The sequence below is a fragment of the Spirosoma oryzae genome (assembly GCF_003002825.1).
Taxonomy (GTDB): domain Bacteria; phylum Bacteroidota; class Bacteroidia; order Cytophagales; family Spirosomataceae; genus Spirosoma; species Spirosoma oryzae.
The window spans coordinates 1-19421 of record NZ_PVTE01000050.1 but is presented as its reverse complement, the minus strand read 5'-3'; the positions used below and the strand labels follow the sequence as shown (position 1 = coordinate 19421).

Genomic DNA, 19421 nt, shown 5'->3' with positions numbered 1-19421 from the left:
GTGAAAACGGGTTTGCATAAGCTCGTAGATTAGACACCTCAAGCTACGCACCGACTCTCACATTTACCTCAAAACGCCTTCCCCAAACAACCTCTAAAGGGGGAGCATTCCACCAATGAAGTTCCCCCCTTTAGGGGGCTGGGGGGTACAGTTCACCAGAACTTAACCGCCCTGCCCTTTCGGGGATTTAGGGGTTCAATTAACCGACACCGACTACAACCAGCCCGTCAAAGGGTAGTCAGAGTCAGCCGCTGCCAGCTATAATTAGCTGGACAAAGCTAACTAGCAAGTAGCAGAAACGTGGATTCAGCTTCGTAGTGCATGACGACCATAAACGTATATGCACTGCTGACCCGCGCCCTGCTGCTGACCCTGGTAGTGGGGTTACTCTGGGGGGTACTCGATTGGTTATTGAACGGGGCGGTCTGGCAAACGATGCCCGTAAGTCAGTCGGCGAAGGTCGTCGAATACTGCGAACACAACCACGTCCATCGTTTCTTTCATCAGCCGAGCAACACCTATTCGAATCTGGCCTATGTTTTCTTCGGCCTGTTCATCCTCCTGCTCGCCCAAGCCGACAGCCATCAACCAGGTCAGGCGCGACTAAATCGGCTGGAACAGTTTCCGATGCTGTCGGTACTGGTCGGCGGCTGTTTTGTCTACCTCGGCGTCGGCAGCGCGTTTTTTCATGCCTCGCTAACCACCACCGGACAGCGTGTCGACATGAACGCTACCTACGGTCTGATGCTGGCGCTGATCAGCGTAGCGGTGTATCATATCTTTCACACCATCCGACTCACTCCGCGTCGACAGTTGATCTGGGTACTGATCGTGCTGGTCGTAATCGCGTATTTCTGGCTGTTAGCCCCCCACCTGCCCAGTTCACGACTGCTACCGGCGCTGATTCTGGTGCTCACGCTGGGCATGCTCATCAACTACGTCCAGTTTCGGCGGTACCGGTTGCTGGGGCTCGTCATTGCCAGCGTAGTGCTGACGTTTGTCGCCATAAAAATCCGCACGATGGATGTACGAAAGATCAATTGCGATCCCTACTCGATTTTGCAGGGCCACGCCATCTGGCATTTGCTGACGGCGCTGAGTAGCTTTTGCGCGTATCTGTTTTTTCGGATAACGACGTTGAACACAGAGTCACGCAGAACACGACGGTTCAAAATATAGCACCTGTTTCATGTTCTTTCGGTAGCTCGCCCCCCCCTACTGAATCCAGTTGTTGAGACACTACTTCATACTCCGTGTTCTCTGTGCCTTTGTGTTTACAATACATCCTTAACCAAGCTACGACATGCCCAATTCAGCCGCCCCCAAACCCATTGGCGTTCAATTGTTTTCACTACCCAAACGGCTCAACGACGACTTGCCCGGAACCATCGAAATGCTGGCGCAGATGGGGTATACGGAAGTCGAGCTGTTCGGCCCCTATCCGTTCAGTACCGATCAGTCGCGGGCTGAATGGGAAGCGATCACGCCGTACCTGGGCTTTTCCGGCAGTGGCTTTTTCGGCCGGACTGCTCAGCAGATGAAAGGTATTCTGTCGCAGAACGGGATGGGCGTTGCTGCCCTGCACACCGACCTCGACACGCTGCAATACCGGATGGACAAGCTGGGCGAAGCGGCACAGCTACTGGGTTCAAGCTACGTCGTGCTGCCATCGATCCCGGATCAGTTCCGGCAAACGACGGACGACTACCGACGCATGGCCGATATGTTCAATCAGATTGGCGAATCGGCACGGCAGGCCGGGGTTCGATTTGCCTACCACAATCACGGCTATGGGCTGCACGAACAGGACGGGCTAGTTCCGCTGCAACTGATGCTGGAGCAAACCAACCCCGACCTGGTGTTTCTCGAACTCGATATTTACTGGACAACTGCCGGTGGTGCCGACCCGATTGCCCTGCTCGACAAATACCCAACGCGATACCGCCTGATTCACCTGAAAGACATGACAGAGCACGTCCGGTTTTCGGGCGACGGCAGCGTATCGACGGAGTGGCTCTCGCTCTTCCCGTACATGACCACAGTGGGTAATGGCGCGCTGAACGTAGCCAACATCGTCGCCAAGGCCCAGGAAGTGGGCGTCGAGCACTTTATCGTTGAGCAGGACCTGGTAGCCGACCCCGGCGTATCGCTTCGGAAAAGCATCGATTTCCTGTCGTCGCTGTCGTAGCACTCCGCCCGGGCAAAACCTACGCATCGACCAAACCAATACATAAATGGCCTCGATCAATACAACATTCGCCCCTTTTGCACTTTTGACAAATAAAACTTCTACCTCACACGCATTTAGCCGAATGACATTGTAAGTTGTAGACGCTTCCATGACCAATTAGTATATGAAAAAACCTCTTCTAATCCTGTCTTTTCTAACGGCCAGTCTGCTCTTGCACAATACGTCAGGCACAGCGCAGGTATTGGCTACCAACCGCTCCCTACCCAGCTCGTCCCAGCGAATTGCGGATCAGACGATCACGGGGCGCGTCACCGATGGCAGTACGGGTAGCGGCCTGCCGGGCGTCAGTGTCGTTGTGAAAGGGACCAGCAGGGGAACAACTACCGATACCGACGGCAACTACCGTCTGACGGTGCCGGATCAGGGCGTTACGCTGGTCTTTTCGTTTATCGGGTACGCGACTCAGGAGATTGCCGCCGGTAGTCGAAGCAGCCTCGACGTGATACTGGCCAGCGATGATAAAACACTCGGCGAAGTTGTCGTCGTCGGCTATGGTACCCAGAACCGCAAGGAACTGACGGGATCGGTGGCGTCGCTCAAAACCCAGACAATTAAAGATCAGCCCGTGCCGAACGTAGTAGAAGGACTGGCAGGTCGGATGCCGGGCGTACTCATCCAGCAGAACACCGGTTCACCGGGCAACGCGCCGTCGATCAAGGTGCGGGGCCTTGGGTCGATCAGTGCGGGAAACGGCCCACTGGTCGTTGTCGATGGACAACCCCTCAACTCCGGTTCGCAGACCAATGCCGGTGGCCTCAATCAGCTGAACCCAAACGACATCGACAAGATCGACGTCCTGAAAGATGCGTCGGCTACGGCCATCTACGGTTCGCGGGGTGCCAATGGCGTCGTCATGATTACGACCAAGCGCGGCAAGGCGGGACAGAGTCGTATCAATTTCGACTACTACATCGGTTCGCAGGAAGTCAGCAAGAAAATGAGCGTACTGAACGCCCAGCAATTTGCCGAATTCAACAAGGATGCGACCAATACGGCGTATCTGGAGCGCGTTCCCGGTGCATCGGTCAACGATCCGAACAGTGTGCGGCCGTCCGGATTGCGCTACCGGTATCCACAGGGCGTCGAATTTCCCGGCCTGAACTTCAACAACCCGGCCAGCCTGACATCCTACGATTACCAGGATATGATTTTCCGCAAAGCTCCAATCAGCAATTACCAGTTGTCGGCGTCGGGCGGTAGCGAGAAAGTACAGTATTTTCTGTCGGGTAACTACCTCAAACAGGACGGCGTCATTCTGAAATCGGGCATCAACCGGTACACCGTCCGGTCGAATGTCGATGCGCAGCTAACGTCAAAACTTAAAGTGGGCGTCAGTTTCAGTCCAACGTACCAGACCGAAAGCCGGGTTAACTCCGATGGGCACTGGGCAAGCAACGGCGTCATCAACGCAGCACTGGCGCTGCCATCGTTTGTTCCGATTTACCAGCCCGGCACCAGCGTGTACAATTCGGAGCTATATTACGCTACGCCCTACGACTGGTCAGGGGTAACGAACCCCGTGGCAAACATCACCGAGGTCGACAATAACGTGACGCAGTTGCGGCTGCTGGGAAATGCCTACGCCGAACTGTCGCTGTACAAGACACTGCGGTACCGGGGCACCATCGGAGCCGACCTCAACTACCTGCGGCAGAACTATTACCAGACCTCGGCCCTGCCGACCAGCAGCCTGCTGCCCCCGACGCCGAACAGTGCCTATGCGTACACCAACCAGAATATCAACTGGGTAACGAACCACACGCTGAACTATACGCTCGATCTGGGTAATACGCACCACCTCGAAGCCCTGGTCGGGATGGAAGCGCAGCGGAACAATTACGAGGAGAGCCGGATCAACGCCAATAACTTCCCTAATGACGTTGTCCGTACGATCAACGCGGGGACCATCACGGGCGGCACTTCGTTCCAGACGCAGTGGTCACTGGCATCGTATTTTGCGCGGGCTATTTACAATTACAAAGACCGCTACCTGTTCAATGCCTCGATTCGAAGCGATGGTTCGTCGCGGTTTGGTGAAGTCAACCGCTTCGGGACGTTTCCATCAGCCTCGGTGGGCTGGCGGATCATCGAAGAGCCGTTCATGAAGTCGGTTCCCGTCATCACCGACCTCAAGCTGCGTGCCAGCTACGGCCTGTCAGGCAACAACGCGTTCCTGAACAGTGACGGGTCGCAGAACAACTACCCAGCGATCGGGGTGCTGACCAAAGATAACTACGTGTTTGGCAATGCCCTATCAAACGGACTGGCGACTAGCACCAACGCCAATGACCGGCTGGGCTGGGAAAAGAGCCGGCAGACCGACGTTGGTCTCGACGTAGGTCTGTTGCAAAACCGGCTCTTCCTGACGGTCGACTATTACAACCGGATCACGACCGACCTGCTGCTGTCGGTACAGGTGCCCACGCTCACAGGCTTCACAACGGCCGTGCAGAACATTGGCAAGGTTAAAAACGAAGGAATGGAGTTTGCCCTGTCGTCGCGCAACATCGACGGTGCCGGCAAGGGCCTGACCTGGACTACCGACCTGAACCTGTCGTTCAACCGGAACAAGGTGCTGGCCCTTGGTCCCAACGGCGATGCTATCATCAACAACTCGGGTATCGGTTCGACCAACATTACGGTTGTCGGAAAGCCGCTGGGCAATTTCTACGGCTATCAGCAGCTCGGCATTTTCCAGAATCAGGCAGAGCTGGACGCGTACCCGCACTTCTCGGATAGCCGGCCGGGCGACATTAAATACGCCGACGTCAACGGCGATGGCAAGATCGACGCCAACGACCGGACCATCATCGGCAACAACCAGCCCGACTTTATCTACGGTATCACCAACTCGCTCTCGTTCAAAGGCTTCGACCTGAGCATCGTCGCGCAGGGCGTACAGGGCGGGCAGATTCTGAACCTGTCGCGTCGGTTCTTCGAAAACCTGGAAGGCAACCAGAATCAGCTGACCATTGTCGAAGGCCGGTGGCGGTCGGAGCAGAACCCCGGCGATGGCCGGACACCCCGCGCCAATTCCCGCTCGACGGGTAGCAACGGGCAGGTGTCGAGCCGGTGGGTTGAAGATGCGTCGTACTTCCGCATTCGCAACATCACACTGGGCTACAACTTCCCACAGACGCTGACGCAGAAGATCAAGGTGCAGACGCTCCGCCTGTACGCCGGTGTGCAGAACGCGGTTACCTTCTCGAAATACCTCGGCTACAACCCGGAGGTCAGCGGCTACGAAGGTCCGCTTACCGGTGGCGTTGACTACGGCTCCTACCCCCTCGCCCGGACCTACACCATTGGCTTAAACCTGGGCTTCTAAACAACCTGATACCGATGAAAAAAACATACATCCTGGCGGGGCTGCTGACACTGAGTCTGTCGGCCTGCACCCAAAAATTTCTGGACTTAGCCCCGATCTCGGCGATCAACACCTCGTCGTATTACCAGACCTCATCCGACATCCTCACCGCCCTGAGTGGCGCTTACGGGTCGCTGCAATTCGCCGGCCAATACGGTCAGTATTATGTGATGTCCGACATTCCTTCCGACGATACCTACCCCGTGTTGTCGGGTACGGTGACCGATCAGGATCAGTTCGACAAATTTTACCTGATTACGACCAACCCGTATCTGCTGGCGGCCTGGAGCGACGGATACCGGGGCATTTACCGCTGCAACACCGTGATCGGTCGAATTGAGGATATCACGATGGATGCGACGCTGAAAAGCCGAATCGTCGGTGAAGCCAAATTCCTGCGGGCACTGATGTATTTCAACCTGGTGCGCTACTTCGGCGATGTACCCCTCGTACTGACCGAAATCACCGATCCGTTGCAGGGGTACAACTACGGCCGAACGGCCGCTACCGAAGTCTACGCTCAGATCGTTAAAGACTTAAGCGATGCCGAAGCCGTTCTGCCCGTCAGCTACACCGGTACCGACATCGGTCGGGCTACGTCGGGAGCTGCGAAAAGCCTGCTGGGGAAAGTATACCTGACCCAGAAAAACTACGCCAGCGCGGCTGCCAAGTTGAAGGAGGTCACCGATACAAAGACGTATGCCCTGTTGCCCAGCTACGCGAACCTGTTTACGCCCGCCAACAAAAACAGCCGGGAGTCCATCTTCGAAGTACAGTACAAGAAAGGCAATATCGGCGAAGGCAGCGGCTACGCTAACTCCTACGCGCCAACCAACTCCGGCAACGCGGTCATCGCCTTTGGCGGGGGCGGTAACAACATACCCACGGCCGATCTTGAACGAAGCTACGAAGCCAACGACCCCCGAAAAGCGATTTCGATGGCCACCAGCTACACCAATACCAGCGGGGCTAAAGTCGATGCGTACTACATCAAGAAATACGCGGATCAACCCGTCGTCGTCAACGATTCGGAAGACAACTGGTACGTACTGCGGTACGCCGACGTGCTGCTGATGTATGCCGAAGCACTGAATGAAACAGGCAAAACTGCCGACGCACTACCCTACCTGAATGAGGTTCGCCGACGGGTTGGCCTGGCCGACAAGAGTATTAGCACCCAGGCCGACATGCGCCTGGCGCTGGAGCAGGAACGACGGGTCGAGCTGGCGTTTGAAGGTCACCGCTGGTTCGATCTGGTTCGTACGGACCGGGCCATTCCGGTACTCAACGCTAAGGCAGCGGCTATCGGTATCAAAACACCGCTCACGACCAACAATCTGGTTTTCCCGGTACCGCAAAGTCAGATCGACATCAACCCAACCAAAATCAAACAGAATCCGGGGTATTAATCCGCTGATTCAGTTGGTAACCGTACTTTTGCGGGCGCATTCAAGGTTTATCCGTCAACGTTGCTTTGGTGTCCAAAGCCATGATAGAAGGGCAATTTTGACACAGATAGTGCTCGAATAAACTACCCCTGAGTCCCCTAAAGGGCAGGGCTGTTAAGTTCTTGATTTAACGCTGGTAGTGGACAAATTCCCTACGGCCCATATACCCCCCAGCCCCCTAAAGGGGGAGCATTCCGCAAGCAAACTACTCCCCCTTTAGGGGGCTGGGGGGTAAACAGATTAGAACTTAACAACCCTACTCTAAAGGGGACTTTGCTCACGTTTGGATTAAGTCCCCTTTAGGGGATTTAGGGGTATGTCCGATGCATATGCTAGGGTCAACTTAATGGACGCTAAACCTTGAACGCTAAACCTTAAACTAGATTCCATTGAAACTCTGGCAGAAAGAAGGCGTATCGACAGCCGAACAAATTGAACGTTTCACCGTGGGGCGCGACCGCGAAATGGACCTGTCGCTGGCTCCGTTCGATGTGCAGGGTAACCTCGCCCACGCCCGGATGCTCGAAACGATCGGGCTGCTTACGGCCGACGAACTGACGCAGCTCACCACCGAACTCAAAGCCATTTACGCGCAGATCGGGCAGGGCGACTTCACGATCGAGGACGGTGTCGAGGATGTTCATTCGCAGGTCGAACTGATGCTGACGCGGAAGCTGGGCGACGTGGGCAAGAAAATTCACTCGGGACGGTCACGCAACGATCAGGTGCTGGTCGACCTGAAGCTATTTACCCGCGACCGGCTCTGGCAGGTAGCGCAGGCCGTCGAACGCGTGTTCAATCAGCTGGTAAAACGGTCGGAGCAGCACAAAGACGATCTGCTGCCGGGCTATACCCACCTGCAAATTGCCATGCCGTCGTCGTTCGGACTGTGGTTTGGTGCCTACGCGGAAGCCCTGTCCGACGACATGCTCACGCTGCAAACGGCTTACCGGCTCGCCAACCGCAACCCGCTGGGATCGGGCGCGGGCTATGGCTCGTCGTTTCCCCTGAATCGCACCCTGACGACCGAACTGCTGGGCTTTGAAGGCATGCACGTCAACGTCGTCTACGCGCAGATGAGCCGGGGCAAAACCGAACAGACAGCCCTGACCGCCCTGGCCGCCGTAGCCGCCACCGTCGGCCGGATGGCGATGGACATCTGTCTGTACAACAGTCAGAATTTTGGCTTCCTGATCCTGCCCGACGCGCTGACGACCGGCAGCAGCATCATGCCGCACAAGAAAAACCCGGATGTGGCCGAACTACTGCGGGCCAAGAGCAATCGACTGAAAGCCATGCCGATGGAGGTGACGCTGGTGCTGAGTAACCTGCCCTCGGGTTACCACCGCGACATGCAGTTGCTGAAGGAGATTCTGATGCCCGCCTTCGACGAAATTCTCGACTGTCTCGACATCACCGAGTTTATGCTCGAACACCTGGAGGTGAAACCCAATCTACTTGCCGATTCGAAATACGATCTGCTGTTCAGCGTAGAACGGGTCAACGAGCTGGTATTGCAGGGAGTACCTTTCCGGGAAGCCTACCGCATTGTCGGCAAGGAAATTGGCGACCATACGTACCAACGCCCGGCGCAGCTGAATCATTCGCACGAAGGCAGCATCGGTAACCTGGGCACCGAGCTGATCGTTGCGCAGATGAAACAGGCCCTCGACGGTTTCGGTGCCAATCGCGCGGAGGAAGCTATTCAGCAGCTTTTAAACTGAGTGATTGAATTATGGATTGATAGAATGATTGAATGGCTTGTCGCGTGACCTCATTCAATCATTCTATCAATCCATAATTCAATTACTCCCACTTATACGCGACGAGCTTGTTTTTGAAGAACGTCGGTACGATCAATAGCTTCTGCCTGTTGACATACGCGATATCGGCGGAGTTTACTTTCTCGGCGCGCGTGTCAAGTACTTGTTGCGCCTTACCATCGGGGGTTACGTGAAAGACCTGCCCGTTCCAATCCGACACGAAGTAGTTCTTTTTGCCCTCCGGTTCGATACCATCCGTAGCCGCCATGCCGTCGGCCAGTTTGGTGATGGCTTTTGTTTTGAGGTCGATCGACTGAAGCGCCCCCCGTTTTCCACTGCCAATCAGCAGTTTATCAGTCCCGACTGCCAGTAAGCCATTGGGGCCACCGAGCGGTTCGCCATCCATCCAGATCTCCCACTTATCGTCTTTCAGACGGTAGATCTTGTTGTTCCGATTGTCAGACACGTAGACCGTACCGTCCTTATCGACAGTCACGTCGTTGAGAAAGGCCCCTGCCTGTGGTGTGGCATCCCACGTTTTCTCCGCTTGCCCATTCTCCAGGTTGATTGCCACCAGCCGGTAAACGTCGGTCACGTACAGGCGATTCCTGTGGATACCCATCCCTTTCGGCGCGTTCAGACCCGATGTCCAGCGCAGATTCGTGATCGTTCCGTCGAGCGACACCTTCGAAATAAATCCACTCCCATCCAATTCGTCGGCCTTCCCATCAATATTACTTACATACAATACGTTCTCTTTTTGGTCATACAGCACTGACTCTGGTGTGCGCAGGGTAGTATCGCTTTCCCACACCTTCGTCAGTTTGCCGGGCCGTGGTTTAGCCATTGCCGGTTGGCCACAGCAGACCATCGCCACCGCCGTAACTAACACAGTAGTCGTTAACTTTATCATATGAGACTGATAATCAACAGGTTCGATATAGAATTTTTTCTTGTTGGATCTTACCGGGGTCAGAAAGCCGTCAGGCTACAGGACGCAAAACCGTAGTTGGATTATTCCTATTGTCGTTACGGATTAACCAGATTTTTAACGAACAATCTCAGAATGAGCGAGTTTATGAACCCGCCTACGTATTAACCAGCCAGCTAATTACAATGGAAAATCACCAGTCAGTCAACCCGCAGTCCTCGTCAACCTTTAGTCAGATCAAAGAAAGCATTCGTGACATGGTCCGTCTCCAACGTGACTACCAGCTTTCCGACGAATTGTTTTGGGAAGCCTTCGACCGCCGGGTACTACGGAACGTCCCGCTGAACATGACCCAGTACGCAACCATGACGGTGCGTAGCTAACTCAGGCGGATTGAAAACAGATTTTTCGAGCGCAAATAGACGTACGACACGACGATCATCGTGAAAACACCGCCGACGAGTACGGAGGGAACCGTACCGAACAAACGCGCCATTACCCCGGACTCAAACGCGCCAATTTCGTTGGACGAGCTGACGAAAATACCATTGACCGCTGCCACCCGGCCACGCAGATGATCGGGTGGAAAAATCTGGAGAATGGTTTGCCGGATAATGACGCTCACGCTGTCGAAAGCACCAGTCAGGCCCAGCATGAACAGCGACAGATAGAAGTTCGTCGACAGGGCGAAAACGACCGTTGCGGCTCCGAAACCGGCCACGGCCAGCAGCATGTTCCGCCAGGCGTTGTGCGTTGGTGGAAACTGTGTCATGACCGCCAAGGTCAGCACAGCGCCTACCGACGGGGCCGCTCGCAGGAAACCTAGTCCTTCTGCCCCGACGCGCAGGATATCTTCGGCGAACACGGGCAGAATAGCCACTACACCGCCAAAGAGTACCGAGAACAGGTCGAGCGAAATAGCGTAGAGCACGATGGGCGTTTTGAACACAAACGCAAAGCCCTCTTTGAGGCTCTCGCGCAGATTCTGTTGGGGCGCACTACTGACCGGAACGGGCCGACGATCGATCAGCGAGATCAGTAATAGGCAGAGAATCAGCAGACCAATGACTACGATCAGGGTATTATCCAGACCCAGCCAGTTATAGAGAAAACCGGCAAGGCCCGGCCCGACGATAGCGCCCGCCTGCCAGGCCGAGCTGCTCCAGGTCGCCGAGTTGGCGTACAGCTCACGAGGGACAAGGAACGGTTTAAGCGACGAACTGGCGGGCGAATAAAATCCTTTTGCCGTACCGATCAACATCAGCACGCCATAGATGACGCCCAGCTGTGCCGTTTGCGACAACTGCCGGACTACACTCGGCTGAAATACGGCATATAGAATGACGGACCCCAGAATAATCACCGTCAGGCTCCATTGCAGCAGTCGCTTTTTATCACGTCGGTCGGCAAGGTGACCGCCAAACAGAGAAAGGGCAATGAACGGCAGTGCTTCGGCCAGACCAACCAGCCCCAGGGCCAGCGGATCGTGCGTCATCTTGTACAACTCATAGCCGAGAATCACTTCCTGAATCAGGAGCGTGGCGGTAATCAGAAAACTGTTGGAAATGAAATAGCGGAATTCAGGAATGCGGAGCGACGCATACGGATCATGGGGCTGGGAAGCATCAACCATCTCGAAAAAAGGGGGGTTCGAAAAAGTAACCCGAATCACTTTACTTTTGTCCCACCCGCCACGCATTTCTCCTGTCGATCATGACAAATCGTACCCGTGTAAAAGTTTGCTGCATCAGCAGTACCGACGAAGCACAGTTGGCCGTAGCCCTCGGTGCCGACGCGCTGGGCCTGGTCGGGGCTATGCCCAGTGGTCCCGGCGTCGTTGCCGACGAGTTGGCGGCCACCATCGTTCAGCAGGTACCGCCCCCGCTTGCTACGTTTATGCTCACATCCGAAACGACAGCAGCCGGCATTCTGGCGCACCACAGCCGGGTGCTGGCCAACACCATTCAGCTTGTCGACGCCGTGCCCGCAACCACCTACACTCAGCTGCGGCAGGCACTGCCAACGGTGAAGCTGGTACAGGTCATTCACGTCATCGATGAGCGTAGCGTTGCCGAAGCACTTGCAGCCGTCGCCAATGGTGCCGATGCACTCCTGCTCGATTCGGGTAATCCAAACCTGACCGTAAAAGAGTTAGGGGGTACAGGCCGGGTACATAACTGGCAGGTCAGCCGGGCCATCGTCGACCAGTCGCCGGTACCGGTTTTTCTGGCCGGTGGACTCAACCCGACTAACGTCCGTGCCGCAATCGAGCAGGTTCAACCGTTCGGCCTGGACATTTGCAGTGGCGTTCGCACCAACGGTCAACTCGACGCTAATAAGTTGCGGGCATTCATGGCCCAGGTAAGGGGTTAACTCACTGACGATATCCCTAAAAAAAGGTGGCCCGAAGTCGGGCCACCTTTCTGCATTACCGGTACGTCACTGGCTGTCCAGATTAGCCAATTACGATGTCTTTTGCTTCGGCTTCTTTCACGACCACTTTGGGTAGTTCAACGGTCAGGATACCATCCGTATAGCTGGCTTTGATCTGCTCGGCATCGACGTTTTTGGGCAGGCGGAAGCTGCGCTCAAACTGACTCGTGCTAAACTCCTGACGGGTGAATTTCTCCGTAGTCTCGTCGGTTTTGTTTTCCGATTTATAGGAGATCGTTAGCTGATTTTTCAGCACACGAACGTTCAGATCTTCTTTTTTCAGACCCGGTGCGGCCAGGGCTAGTTCAAAGGCGTGTTCCGTTTCTTTCACATTAACGGCCGGTACACTTGGCAGGCTGTTGTGGTAACGGCTGATGACCGGACGGCCAAATTCAGCAGCTACATTGAACGGATTAACGAAAGAAGGCAGGTGGTTATAACGAACAAGGGTTGACATGGCTGTTACTGTTTTAGATTGTTGTTTATCGTTCAGTTACGAACACATCGCTCTATTTACAAACAGCGTACCACATCGATTTCGCAACTAAATCATGCCATTTTGGCATTTATTTTAAATAAACCGAAACAAAATAAGACATAATGGCAGAAATAGAATTATTCATCCCGTAAGTACTGACAGTATTGATGCATTTATCATATTTGATATATTTTACTCCTGCCGCTTCCTCGGACGGGCAGGTTTATTCTCTCTCTTATCTACTCGTTTCTTCTTACCGTAACACACAATGGATCAGTTGTTCAGGACCATCTATGCCTTGTTCCTACTTTGTTTCTGCTTATCGCTAACCACCCACGGACAGCAGACAGCCGCCGATCATTTCAACACAGGTCTCGCCAAAAGCAAAGCCGGCGATTTTACGGGGGCGCTTCAGGCCTTCAGTATGGCGATTACAATGAACCCCGAGAATGGGCCAAGCTACTACAACCGGGGATTGGCGAAGGCTAACCTGCGCGACCACATGGGTGCCATTCTGGACTATGACCGCGCCGTCGACATTAACCCCAGTGATGCCATGGCCTACCTGAGCCGGGGGATCAGCAAAAGCCGGCAGGAGGATCACCGGGGCGCATTACCTGATTTTAATCGAGCTATCGAACTCAACCCATCCGACGCAGTGGCGTATTATAGCCGGGGTAACAGCCGCTCGAAGCTGGGTCAGGAACGTCTTGCACTGGCTGATTTTTCGAAAGCCATCACGCTGGACTCCACCAATGCGCAGTATCGGTACGTGCGGGCAGTCAGTCAGCAGCATCTGGGCAATTTTTCAGCAAGCATACCCGATTTCGATAAAGTGATACAGGCTACCCCCAAACGGGCGCAGGCCTTCACGGGCCGGGGCATGAGCAAAATAGAGTTGAAAGATTATAACGGCGCGGTCAACGACCTGAACAAAGCCATCGAATTGAGTCCGCAGGATGCGGAATCGTTCTATTACCGGGCCTATACCAAAAGTAAACTGGCGGATTTCCGGGCCGCCCTCCCCGACTACGACCGGGCCATCAGCCTACAGCCGACCCAATACAGCTACTACTACAACCGGGGGTTCTGCCGCAGCAAACTGGGCGATCAGAAGGGAGCGGTGCAGGACTACAACCAGGCGATCGAACTAAACAATGCCGAAGCCAATACGCACGTAACTACCCAATATTCAACTCGATTCTCCCGCGAGACGCTCAACAAACTGCGTAACGCCATTCCCGACCGTAGTACCGTCAATCCGCTGTCTGCCGATCGGTCGGAAGCGTATCTGGATCGGGGCATCAGCAAAAGCAAACAGGGTGATACCAAAGGCGCACTGGCGGACCTGAATCGGTCGATCGAGCTTAACCCAAGCTATGCCGACGCTTATTTTGCGCGGGCCATGCTTCGTTCGTCACTGGGTGAGCAACGGGCAGCCCTCCACGATTGTAGCAACGCCACAAAGCTGAATGCTCAGTATGCCGAAGCGTATTACCTGCGGGGTTTGATCCACTACAGCCTGGGCGAAGATAACGCGGGTTGTCTCGACCTCTCCAAAGCAGGCGAACTAGGCTATACCCCCGCCTATAAAACCATCAGCGAGTACTGTAATTAAGATTTTTCGACAGGATTACAGGATGGCACGCGGATAACGCAGATGCTGGCGATTAACGCTGACTTTTTTCTCAATCAGCGAAAATCCGCAGTATCCGTGTCATCTGCGTGCCATTCTTTTTATTCGAAGCGCAGGTGCTTCACCGAATCGCCCGACGATTCAAGTTCGATCAGCGCATCGATACCGATTTCGAGGTGCTTGTTGACGAACTGCCCCGTTACGCGCTTATCGCTTTCTTCGGTTTTTACACCTTCCGGTACCAGTGGGTTATCCGATACCAGCAATAAAGCCCCGTGCGGAATCGAATTGGTGAAACCGACGGTAAAGATGGTGGCCGTTTCCATATCGATAGCCATTGCCCGGATTTCCCGCAGGTAATCTTTGAACACCTCGTCGTGCTCCCAGATGCGCCGGTTGGTGGTGTATACCGTACCGGTCCAGTAGTCGAGTTCGTAGCGCTTGATTGTCGACGATACGGCCCGCTGCAAGCGGAACGAAGGCAGCGCCGGAATCTCCGGGCGCATGTAGTCATTACTGGTACCGTCGCCCCGGATGGCGGCAATGGGTAGAATCAGATCGCCCAGCTGCGTTTTTTTCAGGCCACCGCATTTCCCCAGAAACAGCACAGCCTTCGGACTGATAGCCGACAGCAGGTCCATAACGGTGGCTGCCATCGGACTACCCATACCGAAGTTGATGATGGTAATGTTGTTGGCCGTCGCCGTCTGCATAGCCCGACCGCGTCCCTGTACCTCAACGCTGAATTTCTCGGCAAACAGCTCGACGTAGTTGATGAAGTTGGTCAGCAGAATGTATTCGCCAAACTGATCGGCGGGTGTTCCGGTGTAGCGGGGCAGCCAGTTGGCTACGATTTCTTCTTTTGTTTTCATAGCAGGTCAATTTCGAATGAGTGATTGAGCGAATGAGTGAATGTTTTTATCGCGTCAGCCTATTCAGTCATTCGCTCAATCACTCATTCACTTATTATATTCGTGTATGGTTACGCTAAATCTACCGGCGTTTGCGCACAAAACGAAGCAAGTCGACGGCAAGGGGTATATTTTCGATTTGTTACGTCGGAAGTACGTCCGGCTCTCACCCGAAGAGTGGGTTCGGCAGCATATCGTCAACCTGTTGCTGACGCATTATGCGTATCCGAAGGCGTTGATTCGGTCGGAGGGCGGGCTGGTACTTAACCAGACGCTGAAACGGACCGACGTTATGGTCTACGACCGGCAGGGACAGCCGTTTCTGATCGTTGAATGCAAGGCTCCGCACGTAGCCCTCAGTCAGGCCGTGTTCGATCAGATTGCCCGGTACAACCACGTCCACCGGGCTCCGTATGTGGTGGTGTCCAACGGTCTGACGCACTATTGCTGCGGTATCGATCATGACACGGCGCAGGTGCGCTTTCTCGATGATTTTCCGGCTTACGAATCGACTGCTAGGTAGCACAGGTCTTTATTAAAACGAAAAAGCAGCAAACATAGCTGTCTGCTGCTCCCGCGTTTCAGTGTGAAATGCCCGATCACGAACTGACTGCGCATTCAGTCGGCCGGGCTTTCATCCAACCAGGCCTACTGTTCGGTGTGGTTACCGTACATTCTTTCTTTGTAGGTGGCTTTGATGACTTCGGTGCGACGCTTTACCGATGGTTTCTGGAAAGCTGTCCGCGAACGCAGTTCCCGCAGTACGCCCGTTTTCTCGAATTTCTTCTTGAAACGCTTCAGCGCCTTGTCGATCGACTCGTTGTCTTTGACGTTAATAATAAGCATTGTTGTAAAAAGTCTGTTTTAGCTAAAACCGGACGGCAAAGATAATAGATTTGCAAGCATGAAGCAAGCCATTATTGACTTAGGAACCAATACGTTTCATTTGCTGATCGCCGACCGGCAGAATAGCCACCCGAAAACTCTGTTTCGGGAGAGCCGCCCCGCCCGGATTGGTCAGGCTGGCATCAATCAGGGCATCATTACGGAAGAAGGCATCGGCCGGGCGCTCGACGTACTGACTTATTTCCGGCAGAAACTGGACGAATTCGGCGTTAGCGACGAGCAGGTACTGGCAACCGGTACAAGCGCCATTCGGGTCGCCCGCAATCAGGCCGAGTTCATCGAGCGGGTTCGGCAACAGACCCGCATTCCCATCCGGGTACTGTCGGGCGATCAGGAAGCCGACTACATTTACCAGGGTGTACGAGCCGCCGGAGCCCTATCCGACCAGACCGCCCTGATCATCGACATCGGCGGGGGGAGCGTCGAGTTTATTCTGGGCAATCAGTCGCGCATCTTCTGGAAGCAGAGTTTCGAAATTGGCGGACAGCGGCTGCGCGAACGCTTCATGACCAGCGATCCGATCTCGGCGGGGAGCATCCGCCGGCTAACCGACTATTTTCAGGAACAGCTCCTGCCACTGGCCAATGCCGTGCATCAGTATCAGCCGACGGTATTGGTCGGCTCATCGGGCTCGTTCGACACGCTGGTCGACCTGTATTACATGCACGAGAAAGGGCGGTTACCCAATCCAGAACAAACGTCGTTTATGCTGCCTGTCGCGGAGTTCTATCGGGCGTACAGCCTGCTGACGACGCGAAACCACGACGAACGCATGCAGCTACCGGGCATGATCGAACTACGCGTCGATATGATCGTGGTTGCCGTTTGCCTGATTGATTTTGTACTCAAGCAGTACGCGATCAGCCAGATTCGTACCTCGACCTATTCGTTGAAAGAAGGAATTTTAAGCAGCCTCGATTAAGGCAACCATGACTGAACACCACCTGACCGTAGCCCGCACGGCCCGTTATTACACGCTCGGCACCTTCACCGATCAGACGCGCCATGTCTGGTTCTGTCTGCACGGGTTCGGTCAGCTGGCAGCGTACTTCAGTCGGAAGTTCACAGGGTTGCTCGATGAGCAGACGGTGGTAGTCGTACCCGAGGGTCTGTCCCGGCTATATCTGGATAACACCTACACGCGTATCGGTGCGTCGTGGCTGACGCGCGAAGACCGCGACGCGGAGATTGGCGACTTCGTCGCGTACCTCAACACGCTTTACGACCAGCTCCTTGCCGGTCAACCATCGGTTCCGCTACACATTACGGTGTTCGGCTTTTCGCAGGGGGCAGCAACGGCCTGCCGCTGGATTGACAACGGACACATTCGCGTCGACCGGCTGATTCTGTGGGCGGGCTACTTTCCGAATGGCCTTGCCGACCTCATTGCCCCTACCCGACTCACGGCTGTCGAAACGCATTACGTGTATGGCTTACAAGACGAACTTATTCAGCGACTGCCCGATGCTGACACCTACATCGATCGGTTAAACGCTGACGTACCCAACCTGCTCGTCACCACCTACGAAGGCGGGCATCGCGTCGAACCAGCCGTTCTTCAAACTATAATTGGCTAGCCGAATCGCATAAAAAAGGCCAGTACCAATTTGTCGGTACTGGCCTTTTTTATGCGATTCGATACTTAATTGACTATTGCCGAATCAGCTTGACCGACTGATGCTGCGTGGCCGTGCTCACCTTCAGGATGGTCATAGCCTGACCAGCCGGGACCGGAACAACGACCCGCTCCGTACCAGACACCTGCGGAATCGACTGCTGATGCAGCCGGTTACCCGCCAGATCCGTCAGAATCAATTCCACCGCCTGACCGGCCACTCCACCAATCAACACATCGGCCGATTCACCAACGACCGGGTTACCCAGCACGACGACCGACAGCGGACTACCTGCTTCTACCACCGCCTGACGACCGTTCGCTGGCGTTGTACAAGCCGCCAGCCAGTTGTAGCGATAGCTGGCCTGCGAACTACCCTGGGTGGCCGTTAGGGTGATGGCCGGGTTGTCGGTGTAGAGCCGCACCGAGTAAGGACCCGGTGCATTCGTGGGGGCCACTTCATTAGTGATGCCGAAGCTGATGGGCTCGCCCGTTAGCCCGGTGTAGACCGGTGAGAAGATCAGCCGGCGCTCGCTGGCCGTCACCGTTTCGCAGCGCACACCCGTCACCCCGGCAATCGAGAACACGCCTGGCGTCGGATTGCTCGCAGCGGGCTGAACCGTCAGCACAAAGCTCAGGCTGGTCGACAGCCCACCCGGGTCCGTCGCCGTCACCTGTACCGTCGCGCTACCCGCCTGAGCCGGCGTTCCAGTGATGGCATTCTGCACCGAGGAGAAACTCAGACCCGCCGGCAAACCACTCACGCTCAGCTGTAGCGCATCGTTATCGGGATCAGTAAACGTACCCGCCGGAATGAAGAGCGTATAGCCCTGCCCTGCCGTAGCCGTCTGATCGCCCAGCCCCGTGCCCACCACGGGCGCACGATTGCCCGTCGGGGGCGTTGGCGGATTGCTCGCGCAGGCTTCCAGCCAGTTGTAGCGGTAACTGGCCTGCGAACTACCCTGGGTGGCCGTTAGGGTGATGGCCGGGTTGTCGGTGTAGAGCCGCACCGAGTAAGGACCCGGTGCACTCGTGGGGGCCACTTCATTAGTGATGCCGAAGCTGATGGGCTCGCCCGTTAGCCCGGTGTAGACCGGTGAGAAGATCAGCCGGCGCTCGCTGGCCGTCACCGTTTCGCAGCGCACACCCGTCACCCCGGCAATCGAGAACACGCCTGGCGTCGGGGTCACCGGAGCCGGATCGACCCGCAGCACCACGCTGCCTTCCGCCTGCAAACCACCCGGATCGAGCGCCGTCAACTGCACCGTCACCGTCCCCGCCTGGGTGGGGCTGCCACTGATGCGGCTACCGCTCAGGCTCAGACCAGCGGGTAGTACCCCAGCCGTGAAGGTCAGCGTTTGCCCCTCTGGATCGGTGAAGTAGTTGCTCAGCTCGAGCTGGTAGGGTTGCCCCACCACCAAGACCTGATCGGGAATGGGCTGGGCCACGGGGGGCCGGTTGGGAGCCGGCTGGCTGCTGTTACAGGCCGCCAGCCAGCTGTAGCGGTAGCTGGCCTGCTGGGCGTCCTGGCTGGCCGTCAGGGTAATGGCCGGGTTATCGGTGTAGAGACGGATGGTGTAGGGACCGGGAGCGGTGGTAACAGCCAGCTCGTTGGTAATACCGAAGCGGATGGGTGAACCGCTCAGGCCGCTGTACTGGGGCGTCAGGCTAACCTCATACTG

General features: G+C 55.5%; 17 protein-coding genes. 11 read left to right on the top strand and 6 right to left on the bottom strand.

What is annotated here, in order from left to right:
* Positions 1-321 precede the first annotated feature (321 nt).
* The 5 genes from CLV58_RS27230 (at position 322) to argH (ending at position 8790) form a co-directional block, all read left to right on the top strand.
* A complete protein-coding gene (locus CLV58_RS27230) occupies positions 322-1179 on the top strand; it encodes a ceramidase domain-containing protein (protein ID WP_106141001.1) in 858 nt (285 codons plus the stop codon).
* A gap of 124 nt (positions 1180-1303) precedes the next feature.
* Positions 1304-2188 carry a sugar phosphate isomerase/epimerase family protein gene (locus CLV58_RS27225; RefSeq protein ID WP_106141000.1) on the top strand — a complete coding sequence of 295 codons (885 nt, stop codon included), beginning with the start codon at positions 1304-1306 and terminating at the stop codon, positions 2186-2188.
* 166 nt (positions 2189-2354) lie between these two features.
* Positions 2355-5579, top strand: a complete 3225-nt coding sequence (locus CLV58_RS27220) for a SusC/RagA family TonB-linked outer membrane protein (protein ID WP_106140999.1) — start codon at positions 2355-2357, stop codon at positions 5577-5579.
* 14 nt (positions 5580-5593) lie between these two features.
* Positions 5594-7027: a RagB/SusD family nutrient uptake outer membrane protein gene (locus CLV58_RS27215; RefSeq protein WP_106140998.1), complete on the top strand. Its 1434-nt coding sequence runs from the start codon at positions 5594-5596 to the stop codon at positions 7025-7027.
* 428 nt (positions 7028-7455) lie between these two features.
* Entirely contained in the window at positions 7456-8790 is a 1335-nt protein-coding gene (gene argH / locus CLV58_RS27210; protein WP_106140997.1) for an argininosuccinate lyase, read from the top strand.
* Positions 8791-8872: 82 nt separating this feature from the next.
* Here argH and CLV58_RS27205 read toward each other — a convergent pair whose 3' ends face one another.
* Complete coding sequence (locus CLV58_RS27205) at positions 8873-9676, bottom strand: SMP-30/gluconolactonase/LRE family protein (protein ID WP_245882484.1); 804 nt, start codon at positions 9674-9676, stop codon at positions 8873-8875.
* A gap of 269 nt (positions 9677-9945) precedes the next feature.
* Here CLV58_RS27205 and CLV58_RS27200 point away from each other — a divergent pair, with 269 nt between their 5' ends.
* Positions 9946-10143: a hypothetical protein gene (locus CLV58_RS27200; protein WP_106140995.1), complete on the top strand. Its 198-nt coding sequence runs from the start codon at positions 9946-9948 to the stop codon at positions 10141-10143.
* On the opposite strand, the gene CLV58_RS27195 is transcribed toward CLV58_RS27200, so the two are convergent.
* Positions 10140-11393 carry an MFS transporter gene (locus tag CLV58_RS27195; protein WP_106141002.1) on the bottom strand — a complete coding sequence of 418 codons (1254 nt, stop codon included), beginning with the start codon at positions 11391-11393 and terminating at the stop codon, positions 10140-10142. The two genes, CLV58_RS27200 and CLV58_RS27195, sit on opposite strands and share 4 nt — an antisense overlap.
* An 80-nt stretch (positions 11394-11473) precedes the next feature.
* On the opposite strand from CLV58_RS27195, the gene CLV58_RS27190 reads away from it, so the two are divergent.
* Positions 11474-12133: a phosphoribosylanthranilate isomerase gene (locus CLV58_RS27190; RefSeq protein WP_106140994.1), complete on the top strand. Its 660-nt coding sequence runs from the start codon at positions 11474-11476 to the stop codon at positions 12131-12133.
* A gap of 82 nt (positions 12134-12215) precedes the next feature.
* On the opposite strand, the gene CLV58_RS27185 is transcribed toward CLV58_RS27190, so the two are convergent.
* A complete protein-coding gene (locus CLV58_RS27185; protein WP_106140993.1) occupies positions 12216-12650 on the bottom strand; it encodes an Hsp20/alpha crystallin family protein in 435 nt (144 codons plus the stop codon).
* Between the two features lie 289 nt (positions 12651-12939).
* Here CLV58_RS27185 and CLV58_RS27180 point away from each other — a divergent pair, with 289 nt between their 5' ends.
* Positions 12940-14289, top strand: a complete 1350-nt coding sequence (locus CLV58_RS27180) for a tetratricopeptide repeat protein (protein WP_106140992.1) — start codon at positions 12940-12942, stop codon at positions 14287-14289.
* 119 nt (positions 14290-14408) lie between these two features.
* Here CLV58_RS27180 and CLV58_RS27175 read toward each other — a convergent pair whose 3' ends face one another.
* Positions 14409-15179, bottom strand: a complete 771-nt coding sequence (locus CLV58_RS27175) for an AMP nucleosidase (protein WP_106140991.1) — start codon at positions 15177-15179, stop codon at positions 14409-14411.
* A gap of 106 nt (positions 15180-15285) precedes the next feature.
* Between CLV58_RS27175 and CLV58_RS27170 the strand changes: the two genes are divergently transcribed.
* Positions 15286-15741: a type I restriction enzyme HsdR N-terminal domain-containing protein gene (locus tag CLV58_RS27170; RefSeq protein ID WP_106140990.1), complete on the top strand. Its 456-nt coding sequence runs from the start codon at positions 15286-15288 to the stop codon at positions 15739-15741.
* A 125-nt stretch (positions 15742-15866) separates the two neighbouring features.
* On the opposite strand, the gene rpsU is transcribed toward CLV58_RS27170, so the two are convergent.
* Positions 15867-16064, bottom strand: a complete 198-nt coding sequence (rpsU, locus tag CLV58_RS27165) for a 30S ribosomal protein S21 (RefSeq protein ID WP_106140989.1) — start codon at positions 16062-16064, stop codon at positions 15867-15869.
* 58 nt (positions 16065-16122) lie between these two features.
* On the opposite strand from rpsU, the gene CLV58_RS27160 reads away from it, so the two are divergent.
* A complete protein-coding gene (locus CLV58_RS27160) occupies positions 16123-17046 on the top strand; it encodes a Ppx/GppA phosphatase family protein (RefSeq protein WP_106140988.1) in 924 nt (307 codons plus the stop codon).
* A gap of 7 nt (positions 17047-17053) precedes the next feature.
* Complete coding sequence (locus tag CLV58_RS27155) at positions 17054-17701, top strand: alpha/beta hydrolase (protein ID WP_106140987.1); 648 nt, start codon at positions 17054-17056, stop codon at positions 17699-17701.
* Between the two features lie 73 nt (positions 17702-17774).
* Here the strand turns inward: CLV58_RS27155 and CLV58_RS27150 are convergent.
* Positions 17775-19421 (bottom strand): putative Ig domain-containing protein (locus tag CLV58_RS27150; protein WP_211300916.1); only part of this gene is annotated, 1647 nt, incomplete at its 5' end.